At 52.0% G+C, this 13,055-nt stretch carries 15 protein-coding genes and 1 other annotated feature; of the genes, 3 read left to right on the top strand and 12 right to left on the bottom strand.

What is annotated here, in order from left to right:
* The first annotated feature begins 240 nt into the window (after positions 1–240).
* The 3 genes from ppsR (at position 241) to hemP (ending at position 2,600) form a co-directional block, all read left to right on the top strand.
* A complete protein-coding gene (ppsR, locus tag MRY16398_RS11900; RefSeq protein ID WP_041851595.1) occupies positions 241–1,074 on the top strand; it encodes a posphoenolpyruvate synthetase regulatory kinase/phosphorylase PpsR in 834 nt (277 codons plus the stop codon).
* Positions 1,075–1,226: 152 nt separating this feature from the next.
* Entirely contained in the window at positions 1,227–2,273 is a 1,047-nt protein-coding gene (aroH, locus tag MRY16398_RS11895; RefSeq protein WP_041851790.1) for a 3-deoxy-7-phosphoheptulonate synthase AroH, read from the top strand.
* Positions 2,274–2,408: 135 nt separating this feature from the next.
* Positions 2,409–2,600, top strand: coding sequence for a hemin uptake protein HemP (gene hemP, locus MRY16398_RS11890; protein ID WP_041851596.1), 192 nt, complete (start codon positions 2,409–2,411; stop codon positions 2,598–2,600).
* A 4-nt stretch (positions 2,601–2,604) separates the two neighbouring features.
* On the opposite strand, the gene selO is transcribed toward hemP, so the two are convergent.
* The 12 genes from selO to rpmI all read right to left on the bottom strand — a co-directional run bounded on the left by selO (position 2,605) and on the right by rpmI (position 13,037).
* Positions 2,605–4,047, bottom strand: a complete 1,443-nt coding sequence (gene selO, locus MRY16398_RS11885) for a protein adenylyltransferase SelO (protein ID WP_125124429.1) — start codon at positions 4,045–4,047, stop codon at positions 2,605–2,607.
* Between the two features lie 61 nt (positions 4,048–4,108).
* Positions 4,109–4,819, bottom strand: a complete 711-nt coding sequence (locus tag MRY16398_RS11880; protein WP_125124428.1) for an EAL domain-containing protein — start codon at positions 4,817–4,819, stop codon at positions 4,109–4,111.
* A 324-nt stretch (positions 4,820–5,143) separates the two neighbouring features.
* The gene (locus MRY16398_RS11875; protein ID WP_041851599.1) at positions 5,144–5,605 is read right to left on the bottom strand and encodes a C40 family peptidase; all 462 of its coding nucleotides are present in this window, start codon (positions 5,603–5,605) and stop codon (positions 5,144–5,146) included.
* Positions 5,606–5,681: 76 nt separating this feature from the next.
* Positions 5,682–6,428, bottom strand: coding sequence for a vitamin B12 ABC transporter ATP-binding protein BtuD (gene btuD, locus MRY16398_RS11870; protein WP_409349125.1), 747 nt, complete (start codon positions 6,426–6,428; stop codon positions 5,682–5,684).
* Complete coding sequence (locus tag MRY16398_RS11865) at positions 6,428–6,979, bottom strand: glutathione peroxidase (RefSeq protein WP_125124427.1); 552 nt, start codon at positions 6,977–6,979, stop codon at positions 6,428–6,430. Before MRY16398_RS11865 ends, btuD begins: the two co-directional genes overlap by 1 nt.
* A gap of 219 nt (positions 6,980–7,198) precedes the next feature.
* Positions 7,199–8,179, bottom strand: a complete 981-nt coding sequence (gene btuC / locus MRY16398_RS11860) for a vitamin B12 ABC transporter permease BtuC (protein WP_041851602.1) — start codon at positions 8,177–8,179, stop codon at positions 7,199–7,201.
* A gap of 99 nt (positions 8,180–8,278) precedes the next feature.
* A complete protein-coding gene (ihfA, locus tag MRY16398_RS11855; RefSeq protein ID WP_006820203.1) occupies positions 8,279–8,578 on the bottom strand; it encodes an integration host factor subunit alpha in 300 nt (99 codons plus the stop codon).
* Positions 8,579–8,582: 4 nt separating this feature from the next.
* A complete protein-coding gene (gene pheT / locus MRY16398_RS11850) occupies positions 8,583–10,970 on the bottom strand; it encodes a phenylalanine--tRNA ligase subunit beta (RefSeq protein ID WP_125124426.1) in 2,388 nt (795 codons plus the stop codon).
* Between the two features lie 14 nt (positions 10,971–10,984).
* Entirely contained in the window at positions 10,985–11,968 is a 984-nt protein-coding gene (pheS, locus tag MRY16398_RS11845; protein ID WP_041851604.1) for a phenylalanine--tRNA ligase subunit alpha, read from the bottom strand.
* Positions 11,969–12,019: 51 nt separating this feature from the next.
* Positions 12,020–12,143 (bottom strand) — a sequence feature (Phe leader region).
* Positions 12,094–12,138, bottom strand: coding sequence for a pheST operon leader peptide PheM (gene pheM, locus MRY16398_RS30570; protein ID WP_001386830.1), 45 nt, complete (start codon positions 12,136–12,138; stop codon positions 12,094–12,096). Its footprint overlaps the feature before it by 45 nt.
* 241 nt (positions 12,144–12,384) lie before the next feature.
* Complete coding sequence (gene rplT / locus MRY16398_RS11835) at positions 12,385–12,741, bottom strand: 50S ribosomal protein L20 (protein ID WP_013366084.1); 357 nt, start codon at positions 12,739–12,741, stop codon at positions 12,385–12,387.
* A gap of 98 nt (positions 12,742–12,839) precedes the next feature.
* Positions 12,840–13,037 carry a 50S ribosomal protein L35 gene (gene rpmI, locus MRY16398_RS11830; RefSeq protein WP_001124225.1) on the bottom strand — a complete coding sequence of 66 codons (198 nt, stop codon included), beginning with the start codon at positions 13,035–13,037 and terminating at the stop codon, positions 12,840–12,842.
* Positions 13,038–13,055: the final 18 nt, after the last annotated feature.

Genomic DNA, 13,055 nt, shown 5'->3' with positions numbered 1-13,055 from the left:
ATCGTTCAAGCAATTTAAATTTTTGTCTTTTCGGACACTTTCCCGTCAACGATTCCGTATTCGATAATCGGAAAATCCTCAAAGTCATTCTTTTTTTAGGCGAATAATAAAATTGAACCATACTTTTCATTAAAAGCAAAAATACCGTTTCATTTTAAAAATTCAGAAAAGACGCTACGCAGATGGGTGACTTTAATTTATGCTTTCAGATAATTACGCATGACAATCAGGAAGGGTAAAATGGACAGCGCTGTGGATCGCCAGGTTTTTTATATTTCCGATGGTACCGCTATCACCGCAGAGGTATTAGGCCATGCGGTGATGTCGCAATTCCCTGTTGCCATCAATAGCATCACGCTGCCGTTCGTAGAGAATGAAAGCCGCGCCAGAGCAGTGAAGGACCAGATTGACGCTATCTATCAGCAGACAGGCGTACGTCCATTAGTGTTTTATTCCATCGTACTGCCTGAAATCCGCACCATTATTTTACAAAGTGAAGGATTCTGTCAGGACATTGTTCAGGCACTGGTGGCACCATTACAGCAAGAATTAAAACTCGACCCGACACCTATTGCGCATCGTACCCATGGGTTAAATCCAGGCAATCTGACGAAATATGATGCGCGGATTGCCGCTATTGATTACACGCTGGCTCATGATGACGGTATTTCGTTGCGCAACCTGGATCAGGCCCAGGTGATTTTGTTGGGTGTCTCCCGTTGCGGCAAAACGCCAACCAGCCTTTATCTGGCAATGCAATTCGGTATCCGTGCAGCTAATTATCCTTTTATTGCCGATGACATGGATAATCTCGTTCTGCCTGTTTCATTGAAGCCGCTCCAGCATAAATTATTTGGTCTGACCATTAATCCTGAGCGCCTGGCTGCAATTCGCGAAGAGCGTCGTGAAAATAGCCGTTACGCTTCATTACGCCAGTGCCGCATGGAAGTGGCAGAGGTGGAAGCGCTTTACCGTAAAAATCAGATCCCCTGGTTAAACAGTACCAACTATTCGGTAGAAGAGATCGCCACCAAAATTCTCGACATGATGGGGCTTAACCGCCGCATGTACTAAGACACTAGTACATGGGTGACATTTTTGCTATCATGCTGGCCTTCGATGTGATGCGCATCACAACCTGCTATTGAATTAAGCAAGGATTGGTTTAAGGTGTGCGCATCGCCTCCGGCATTTGGCCGTTTGAGCACAAAATTTTGAGAATTCTGATGAACAAAACCGATGAACTTCGCACTGCGCGCATCGAGAGTCTGGTCACTCCGGCAGAGCTCGCGCAGCGGCATCCCGTTTCCCTTGCAGTTGCGGAACATGTCACACAATCCCGTCGCCGTATCGAGAAAATCCTCAACGGTGAAGATAAACGGCTATTAGTGATTATTGGCCCCTGCTCCATTCACGATCTGGACGCAGCAATGGATTATGCCCGTCGCCTGCAGGGGTTAAGGCAAAAGCACAGTGCGCAACTGGAAATTGTGATGCGCACCTATTTTGAAAAGCCGCGAACCGTAGTGGGCTGGAAAGGGTTGATTTCCGATCCCGACCTGAACGGCAGCTACCGCGTTAACCATGGCATCGAACTGGCACGCAAACTCCTGCTCGCAGTGAATGAGCTGGGCGTACCGACAGCAACCGAATTTCTGGATATGGTGACAGGACAGTTTATTGCTGATCTGATCAGTTGGGGGGCGATTGGCGCGCGTACCACAGAAAGCCAGATCCACCGCGAGATGGCGTCGGCGCTCTCCTGTCCGGTAGGCTTTAAAAACGGTACTGACGGTAACACCCGAATTGCGGTAGACGCGATTCGCGCTTCGCGAACCAGCCATATGTTCCTCTCGCCGGACAAAACCGGACAGATGACCATTTACCAGACCAGCGGTAACCCTTACGGGCATATCATTATGCGTGGCGGAAAAAAACCGAATTTCTACGCCGACGATATTGCCGCCGCCTGCGCAACTCTGCGTGAGTTTGATCTGCCGGAGCAACTGGTCGTCGATTTCAGTCACGGCAACTGCCAGAAACAGCATCGTCGCCAGCTTGAAGTCTGTGATGACATCTGTCAGCAGATTCGTGATGGCTCCACGGCAATCGCGGGGGTGATGGCAGAGAGTTTCCTGCAAGAGGGTACGCAAAAGATCGTCAGCGGCCAGCCGCTGGTATACGGGCAGTCTATCACTGACCCGTGCCTGAGTTGGGAAGACAGCGAAGTATTGCTCGATAAACTCGCTGCGGCAGTCTCCTCACGTTTGTAATCTTTTTTCCCGTCGGGTCTCCCGGCGGGACGCGTCCCCCTACCCCAAATGATTGGTTTTCCAAATATTACTTGCAGCCCGCACGGCAGGTATTAATAATAATTATCATTGTCATATCCAAACAGTTAGCGTGAAATGTCGAACAAGGATAAGCCGACCACTCCGGCAGAGAAACTACCTGCCAGCCCAGCCACTATTCATCCTGAGGATCGCCGCATCAGCAGCAAAACACTGTTGGGGGATTCGGCGCGCGTTGTCATTGAACATCAGGGACAAGAATATCTGTTGCGACAAACGCACGCCGGGAAATTGATACTAACGAAATAGAGGCTCAGCTCGAACAGCTAACCTCCAGTCTTTTACCCCAATCCGGTGGGCGACGGCTATAGTCATCGTTGCGCTCTGCATAAGGCTCCCGCAAGAAGGCATGCAGACGCTCCAGCTCTTCGGTATTTCCCTGCTCTGCCTGTTCAATCGCCCGCTGTGCGAGCCAGTTACGCAGCACAACCGCCGGGTTTACGTTTTGCATCTGCTGCTGACGTTGCGCATCCGCAATAGTCTCCTGTGCCAGACGCGCACGGTAGCGGCTAAACCAACTGTCAAACGCTTCGCGATCGATAAACTCGTCACGTAGCGCGCTGCAGGCGCTCATCTGCTCAGTATGGCTTAACATGCGGAAAGTGCGGGTATAGTCGCTGCCTTCACGCTCCATCAGAGCGAAGAGCTCGCTTAACAACACATTGTCATCCTTTTGCTGGCTAAAAAAGCCCAGTTTCTGGCGCATCAATATGCCATATTCGCTCAGCAATACCGGCTGATAACTGTCCAGCGCCGCATTGAGCACATCGGCACTCATAAAGGGCGACAGAGTTTGCGCCAGCCGTTGCAGATTCCACAGGGCAATTGTTGGCTGGTTATCGAAGCTATAACGTCCCTGGTAGTCCGAGTGATTGCAGATAAAACCGGGCTGGTAGTCATCAAGAAAACCGTAGGGGCCGTAATCAATCGTCAGCCCCAGAATCGACATGTTGTCCGTATTCATCACCCCATGGGCGAAGCCGACCGCCTGCCAGCGAGCCATCAGCGCAGCGGTACGGGCAATGACATCCCGGAACCAGACTTCATATTTGTTGGCGTCATCCTGCAGATGCGGCCAGTAATGGCGAATCACAAAATCCGCCAGTTGGCGTACCTTTTCGGGTTCGCGCCGATAATAGAAGTGCTCGAAGTGGCCAAAACGGATATGACTTTGCGCAATGCGCATCATCATCGCCCCCTGCTCAACGCTTTCGCGGTAAACAGGCGTGTCACTGGTGACAATAGAAAGCGCACGTGTCGTCGCAATCCCCAAATGGTGCATGGCCTCAGAGGCCAGGCTTTCACGAATGGTTGAGCGCAGCACCGCGCGGCCATCACCCATACGGGAATACGGCGTAAGCCCGGCACCTTTCAGGTGCCAGTCCAGCGTTGTACCATCAGGCAGTCGCTGTTCGCCGAGCAGGATACCGCGCCCGTCGCCCAGTTGCCCCGCCCAGACGCCAAACTGATGTCCGCTGTAGACCTGCGAAAGCGGTGACATTCCGGGAAGCAGCATTTCGCCCCCCCACACGCCAGCCCCCTCGTTCGGCGTAAACAGGGCGGGATCGATGCCCATGGTTTTCGCCAGAGGGGCATTATGCCAAAGCAAGCGGGCATTACTCAGCGGTGTCGGGGAAAGGGCAGTATAAAAACCAGGCAGCTCATCGCGCCAGCGGGTAATAAAAGACAGGGTCATAGTACCTCCTGTCTTTATTGTAGTGGGTTTAGAGGATGTTAAACACGGGTTAAAGGCAAGGTTATCCCTGAACCAGGCTGGTAATCTGAGCGGCGGGGACCGCTGGCCATAAATTCCCCTGCATGGCACTGAACTGATACGGCTTCACCCGCTTTAAGGTTTTTTCATCGTCAATACCGCCAATCATTACCGAACGGCAATAGGGGGAAATTTGTGAGACGATCGCGCGCATAAAGGGTTCGAACGAACGCGAGGCCAGCCGCTGATGTATAAAGTTTTTATCCAACACCACCCGCTTAAACAGCCCGTCAAAAATGGCGCGAGTGGAAGCCGCCCCGGCACCAAAATTTCCCAGGATTAAAGGATATCGTTCGCTAAACAAGACGAGAGAATTATTTTCATTACCTTTCGTCAGGTTGGGATAATTCTCATTCACAGTAAATTCGAGAAAAGGATATTTCGCTACCGTTTCGGCAAGTTCAGCATTAGAGATCAATGCATCGACAATAAGCGGTGAAATATGTATCCAGGCGAGAAGTTGATGCTGAATAAAGAATAGCTTACAGGACTCGAGTAATTCTAATTGCTCAGAAAAAAGCGTCAGCGTTTCGTCTGGGCTCAGGCGTGGCACTATCCGCTCTGCAGATGCCCGTACAGAACCTGCCCCAACGAAATTGACCACGATTTCAATCCCGACAAGCGTGCCGTAACCGTTGCGCGCAGGTTGTAGTAAAAACTCTGAGCGATAGGTGTCATCAAACGATACGATCATGGCGCCAACCCCGCATTAAGGTTGATATCCTGCATCGAAAAACCAATGCGCACATGCATCAACGTAGTTGAACTTAACAAAACTGACTTCATCATTTCCCATTATATTGTCGAAAATTCCTTATTTTCGTGCGCAAGCTTATCCTGGTTAAATTGCTCACACCAGCGTATGCCACGATACTGACAGCCCTTTAAGGTAACGAATAGTTAAATAATAAATATTGAAGGAAAAATGAATGAACGGTGAGGAAAATAACAAAATTTGCGTTTAGTTCACAAAAGCAGCGAACCGGTTAGCTATTCGCTGCTTGTTATGGGAAGGAGATTAGATACGACGCGCCTGCCAGAAATTCTTGCGCCAGTAGACATTGTTTAACGAAGAACGTACGACTCCCTGGCTGGTGGATGCATGGATAAAGGCATTATCGGTGTCGTAGATGCCCACATGCAGACCGTTATCGCCGGAGCCTGTTTTGAAGAACACCAGATCGCCTGGCAGCAATTCATCCTTATCGATTTTCGTTCCCACTTCCGCCTGTTTACGCGTATCGCGGGGAAGCTCTAGGTTAAATTTATCGCGGAAGGTCATCATCACGAATGCCGAACAATCAACGCCATTGCGGCTCATGCCGCCATAGCGGTAAGGCGTACCGCGCCAGTCGCGCAGTTGATCATTAAGCCCCGCAATGACGGTGATGGAATCAGAAAGGCGTGCGTTAGGTGGCGGTGCCCGATGACTGCTGCACCCTGAAAGAATTATTGCCGCCAGAAGAAACCAGATGCGCATCCAGCAAAACCTCTATTTTTGTTATGCTGGAATAATTTAGCGTGTGAATTGCAATTCTTGCAAGTTCCGTTTACTGCTATACCTCGGGAATGAGCATCCTGTGACCAGCCAGGTCGAGGCGACGAAATGGCATACCGTATGCGGTCGCCAGATTTTGCGGCGTTAACACCTCATCACGTGGGCCACTGGCAATCAGTTTACCCTGGCGTAATAGCCACACCTGATGCGCACGACGCAGTGAATGGTTGAGATCGTGGCTGCTCATAACAACGGTGATCCCTGCCGCCACCAGCTCGCTTAACATGCCATCCAGCGCGGCCTGCTGGGCGACATCGAGACTGTTCATCGGCTCGTCTAACAACAGGAGTTGCCCATCCGCATTCGCTGCCGGATGAATTTGCGCAATCACCGCTGCCAGCCGCACCCGCTGCCATTCGCCACCGGAGAGGTGATTGACAGTGCGCCCCAGCTTATCCGCCAGCCCAAGTTTATGCGTAATCTCTTCAACCACGTTGTCGTTGGGATGGTGATGCTGATGCAGTGCCAGATAATGCCATACCGGCATGGCGAAGGGCGGTGTCTGCTGCTGGGACAGGTAAGCGCGATGACGAGCCAGTTGCGGCGCATGCCATTGCTCAAGCGGGCGACCATTTAACTGCACACTGCCCTTTCCCTGCGTCAAACCGGCGAGACGTGCCAGAAGCGTGCTTTTCCCAGCACCATTCGGCCCGACGAGATGCAGCATTTGCGCTTTGTCGACCAGGGCCGTAATTGGCCCCAGTCTGCCTGCATCCTCAAGGTCATGAAGTTGCAGCAACGGCATTATTTTGCCAGCGCCAGCTTAATCGCTTCCATCAGGATAGGATCTTCGGGTGTCATATCCGGTGAGAAACGCTGAACAACCTGACCATCACGACCAATCAGGAATTTTTCAAAGTTCCACAGGATATCATCCGGATAAAGCGGTGCCCGCCCTTTGCTGGCCATGCGCTCATAAAAACCGCTGCCCTCCGGGGCGACAGCCTTTGGTGCCGCGGCAATCAATTTGCGATACAAAGGATGGCGATTTTCACCGTTAACATCGACTTTGGCTGCCATTGGGAAAGTCACCCCATAGGTCGTGCTGCAGAAGGTTTTGATCTCTTCTTCATTGCCCGGCTCCTGCCCGGCAAACTGATTACACGGGAAGCCGAGAACGATAAACCCGTCTTTCTCCCAGGCTTTCTGAATGTTTTCCAGTTGTTCATACTGTGGCGTCAGGCCACATTTTGAGGCCACATTCACCACCAGAATAACCTTGCCCTGGTATTTTTCCAGCGTGATATGTTCGCCATCAATTGTTGTAATCTCGGTGTTCAAAATATCCTGGTGCATAGCATCCCCTTAGTCGGTTCATTCGTACGCCGGATCTCTCGCCCGGCCAGTCATTAATAATAGCCAGATAATGCGCGATAATCCTTTTCCTGTCATTTACCCAAAAAAGGCATAAAACCAATGGATTAGGTAATTTTTCTTTTTTTGACGTGCTGTTGTTACACACTTTTACGTAATTATTGTCTGCGGGTGAATACGGGCATTGCGTCCTCCGGCCTTTTAGCGTCTTGCCGTTAGCAAGAGCCAGATGAACACCGGTGCCCCCAGTGTTGCCGTCACGACACCGATAGGTAATTCCGCGGCGCTCAGCGCCATTCGGGCAACGATATCGGCAAAAAGCAGTGCCGTCGCCCCCGCAAGCGCGCAGGCGGGCAGAAGCACGCGATGATCGGTGAGGCCGCAAAGACGCAGAATATGGGGGATAACCAGCCCTATAAAGCCAATGGAACCAGCCAGCGCGACGCTGACGCCCACCATCCAGCCGGTTGCCACCACCAGCACATTGCGCCAGAACCATAGGGGTAGCCCGAGTTGGCGGGCCGATGTCTCCCCCAGCGCCAGTACGTTAAGTGGCTGCGACTGAAAGCAGGTCCAGCCCATAACCGGTAACAGTGCGACCATCAGCCAGCTTTGTTGCCAGTCTACGCCGCCAAAACCGCCCATCATCCAGTACATGAGCTGGCGCAGGTCGAATGAAGTGGAAAAATAGATGGCCCAGGTCATCAGCGCGCTACAAATGATCCCCAACGCGACGCCGGCTAACAGCAGACGACTGGTCGACATATGCCGTCGGGCAAAGCGCAGCAGAATAAGCGTGATGACCAGCGCCCCGGCGATGGCGCATAACCCTAACGCCCAGCCAGGCAACAGACCTTTTCCCAGCAGTACGGCGGCTATTAACCCGACACCCGCACCGTTAGACACGCCCAGAAGCCCCGGCTCGGCCAGTGGGTTTTCAAACAACGCCTGCATAATCGCGCCGCTTAATGCCAGCGCCGCCCCCACCAGCAAAACCGCTAACGTACGGGGCAGACGTATTTGCCAGACAAAAAGTTGCCCACGGGCATCAAGCCAGTTTGCAGGACCAATCCACTGATCGCCCGCGCACAGGCTAATAAACAGCGCGATCAGCAAAAGCAGCGCAAGGCCGCAGAGCCACTGACCATTACGACGCTGTTGGAGTTTTGCGTAATTCAGCATGCAGTTCAATTGATGCGTTATTGAGTGAGTTGATTTTAAAGATGATATTCAGTATTGAAAGAAAAAGGCCGCAATTGCGGCCTTTTTAATTAGTCCAGATTACTCTGCTTTGGGCGAAGCGTTTTCGACGCGGCTTTTTAACTTCTGGCCGGGTCTGAAGGTCACCACGCGCCGGGCTGTAATGGGAATATCTTCGCCCGTTTTCGGGTTACGTCCCGGACGTTGATTCTTATCACGCAGATCGAAATTGCCAAAGCCGGAGAGTTTTACCTGCTCACCATTTTCCAAAGCACGACGGATCTCTTCGAAAAACAGCTCTACCAGCTCTTTAGCATCTCGCTTGCTAAGCCCAAGCTTATCAAACAGATATTCGGACATTTCAGCTTTTGTAAGCGCCATAGGTTCAATCCCTCAATGATGCCTGGAATCGCTCTTTTAATGCCTCTACACATTTGGCGACGGTAGCGGCAATCTCCTCTTCTTCGAGTGTACGGCTGGTATCCTGAAGGATCAGGCTAATGGCGAGGCTTTTATACCCCTCCGCAACACCCTTACCGCGGTACACGTCAAATAAGTTTACGCCAACTACCTGATTTACGCCAACTTTCTTACATTCGGCTAAAATATCTGCCGCAGCCACGTTTTCAGCGACGACGACAGCGATGTCGCGACGGTTCGCCGGGAAGCGTGAAATCTCCTGCGCCTGAGGAACCACGCGGTCTGCGACCTTGTTCCACTCCAGTTCAAACACCAGAGTACGACCATTCAGATCGAGCTTACGTTCCAACTCCGGATGCACGACGCCAATGAAACCAACGTATTCATCTTTCAGATAAATCGCTGCGGATTGCCCAGGATGCAGCGCCGGATTCGCCTCTGCGCGGAACTCAATCGCGGACAATTTGCCGGTCAGGTCGAGTAAGGATTCCAGATCGCCTTTCAGGTCGAAGAAATCAACGCTGCCTTTAGCCAGATCCCAATGCTCTTCATAGCGGTTACCGCAGATGGCACCCGCCAGCATCAGATCCTGACGAATACCTAAAGGCGCCTGGGTGTCCGGTACGAAGCGCAGACCGGTTTCGAAGATACGCACACGGCTCTGCTGACGGTTCTGGTTATAGACGATAGTCCCGAGCAGGCCGGTCAGCAGTGACAGACGCATCGCTGACATTTCGCTGGAGATCGGGCTTGGCAGAATCAGCGCTTCTTCACCCGGATGGATCAACTGCTGTACTTTCGGATCAACGAAACTGTAGGTGATCACTTCCTGATAGCCTTTGTCATTGAGCAGCGTTTTCACGCGCTTGAGCGACAGATTGGCTTCGCGGTGTGACCCCATCACCAGCCCGGCTTGTACCGGTGCATTCGGGATGTTGTTGTAACCGTACAGGCGCGCAACCTCTTCTACCAGGTCTTCTTCGATTTCCATATCGAAACGCCAGCTCGGCGCAACGGCCAGCCACTCATCCTGCCCTTCGGTGACTTCGCACCCCAGGCGTTTAAGGATGTCAGTAACCTGTTCATCCGCAATATGATGACCAATCAAACGATCCAGCTTGCTGCGGCGCAGACGGATGGTCGCCCGTTTCGGCAGCGTGGCTTCATTGGTGATATCAACAACCGGACCAGCTTCACCGCCGCAGATATCAATCAGCAGACGGGTCGCACGCTCCATGGCTTTGTACTGCAACGCCGGATCAACGCCACGCTCATAGCGATGGGAAGCATCCGTGTGCAGACCATGACGACGCGCGCGACCAGTGATGGACAGTGGGCTAAAGAACGCGGATTCCAGCAGAACGTTCTGTGTATCGCCGTTCACGCCAGAGTGTTCACCACCAAAAATGCCGCCCATAGCCAGCGCTTTATTGTGGTCAGCAATCACCAGCGTGTCGGTTGCCAGTTTGGCTTCGCTACCGTCGAGCAGTACCAGCGTTTCGTTCTCTTTCGCCATACGTACGACGATACCACCGTCGATACGATCCATATCGAAAGCATGCATCGGCTGACCCAGTTCCAGCAGAACATAGTTGGTCACGTCCACAACCGCATCGATAGAACGCACACCGCAGCGACGCAGTTTTTCTTTCATCCACAGCGGGGTCGGCGCTTTTACGTTAATACCTTTAACCACACGCCCCAGATAACGCGGACAGGCATCAGCGGCGTCAACGGTGATTGGCAGCGTATCGTTAATGGTGGCGACAACCGGGGTGATTTCCGGTTCAACCAGCGGTGCTTTGTTCAGTGCGGCGACATCGCGCGCGACACCCATGATCCCTAAGCAATCAGCACGGTTCGGCGTCACACTGATTTCAATGGTGTTGTCATCAAGTTTAAGGTAGTCGCGAATATCGGTACCAATCGTGGCGTCCAGCGGCAGTTCGATAATGCCGCTGTGGTCATCGGAAATACCCAGCTCAGAGAACGAACACAGCATGCCTTCTGACGGTTCACCGCGCAGTTTGGCCGCTTTAATTTTGAAGTCACCCGGCAGTACTGCGCCGATGGTGGCAACAGCCACTTTCAGCCCCTGGCGGCAGTTCGGCGCGCCACAGACAATATCCAGCAGGCGTTCACCGCCCACATTCACTTTTGTAACGCGCAGTTTGTCTGCATTCGGGTGCTGACCGCACTCCACAACTTCACCCACAACCACGCCGTTAAATGCGCCCGCCACAGGCTCGACGCCGTCAACTTCCAGGCCAGCCATGGTGATTTGATCGGAAAGCGCTTCACTGTCGACTGCCGGGTTAACCCACTCGCGTAACCACAGTTCACTGAATTTCATTATTTGTCCTGCCCTTATTTAAACTGTTTGAGGAAACGCAAATCGTTTTCGAAGAATGCTCGCAGATCGGTCACACCGTAACGCAGCATGGTCAGGCGCTCCATCCCCATCCCAAACGCGAAGCCAGAATAGATTTCCGGGTCAATGCCCACATTGCGCAGTACGTTCGGATGCACCATGCCGCAACCCAACACTTCCAGCCATTTGCCGTTTTTACCCATCACATCCACCTCTGCAGACGGTTCAGTGAACGGGAAGTAGGATGGACGGAAACGTACCTGCAGATCTTCCTCAAAGAAGTTGTTCAGGAAATCGTGCAGCGTACCTTTCAGGTTGGTAAAGCTGATGTTGGTATCAACAATCAGACCTTCCATCTGATGGAACATCGGGGTATGCGTCTGGTCGTAGTCGTTACGGTACACGCGGCCCGGCGCGATAATACGAATCGGCGGCTGCTGTTCTTTCATGGTGCGAATCTGCACGCCAGATGTCTGCGTACGCAGCAGGCGGGTGGCATCAAACCAGAAAGTGTCGTGGTCAGCGCGTGCCGGATGATGGCCTGGAATATTCAATGCATCGAAGTTGTGATAATCGTCTTCGATTTCCGGGCCCGTCGCCACGGTAAAGCCAAGCTCACCGAAGAAACTCTCAATGCGGTCGATAGTACGGGTGACCGGATGCAGGCCGCCGTTTTCGATACGGCGCCCCGGCAGGGATACGTCGATGGTTTCAGCCGCCAGGCGCGCGTTCAGTGCAGCATTTTCCAGATCGTATTTACGCGCGTTCAGCGCCTGCTGGACCTGTTCTTTTGCTTCGTTAATCACCGCCCCTGCAGCCGGGCGCTCTTCTGGCGGCAGCTCACGCAGGGTGGTCATCTGAAGGGTCAGATGCCCTTTCTTACCCAGATATTCAACGCGTACGTTATCTAACGCGGCAACATCTGAGGCATCATTAATGGCTGCCCGTGCACTGGCAACCAGCTCTGCGAGATGTGACATAATTTTCCTCGTTATGTCCTTGTTGTTGGACTTTTTACTTAAAATTCAGACACAAAAAAAGCCTCCTGTTGGAGGCTTTTGGCGTTAATTTTCCGTTTCTTCTTTCACGCGCTAGCCTCCCGGAGTCAGGTGCTAAAGTAAAAAAAGAAGCGGAAAATAGCAGCATTCATGCTTGCGTTACCTTGTGTGGTAAAAAGCGGATTACCTTATTGAAAGGGCTCACCGGAAAAAAGTCAATCTTCTGATGGTGTTATACCCTAAATAATTCGCGTTGCAAAACAGCGGCGAGAGAGTAAAACCACAGGAGCTTACTTAAGTAAGTGACCGGGTGAAAACCTCAGCCTACGCGCATGCAATGCGAGACATGACGGGTATAAACGAAAAGAGGGAGCATCGCTCCCTCTTCCACTGACTTATTAAGCCAGAGCTGCTTTCGCTTTTTCGACCAGAGCGGTAAACGCTACTTTGTCGAATACTGCGATATCAGCCAGGATCTTACGGTCGATTTCAACAGAGGCTTTTTTCAGGCCGTTGATGAATTTGCTGTAAGAAATACCGTTCTGACGTGCTGCTGCGTTGATACGCGCAATCCACAGTTGACGGAACTGACGCTTTTTCTGACGACGGTCACGATAAGCGTACTGACCTGCTTTGATAACAGCCTGGAAGGCAACGCGGTAAACGCGTGAACGCGCACCGTAGTAGCCTTTAGCTTGTTTCAAAATTTTCTTGTGACGTGCGCGTGCAATTACACCACGTTTTACGCGAGCCATGTTGCTCTCCTGTATCTATATTCTGAGTGCCCTTCTCCCGTCGCATTTATCATGCAAACGGACAGGGGCATAAAAAAGTTAATAAAAAGGTTAACGACTTATGCGTACGGCAGGCACGCGATTACCAGGCCCAGATCGCCTTTGGAAACCATGGCTTTCGGACGCAGGTGACGTTTACGCTTGGTAGCTTTTTTGGTCAGAATATGACGCAGGTTAGCGTGCTTGTGCTTAAAACCACCTTTACCGGTTTTTTTGAAGCGCTTAGCAGCACCGCGTACGGTCTTGATTTTTGGCATTTTAATAACTTCCACTTC

This window comes from Phytobacter sp. MRY16-398 (assembly GCF_003925915.1).
GTDB classification, from domain to species: domain Bacteria; phylum Pseudomonadota; class Gammaproteobacteria; order Enterobacterales; family Enterobacteriaceae; genus Phytobacter; species Phytobacter diazotrophicus.
This window is presented reverse-complemented; position numbering and strand designations above follow the sequence as displayed.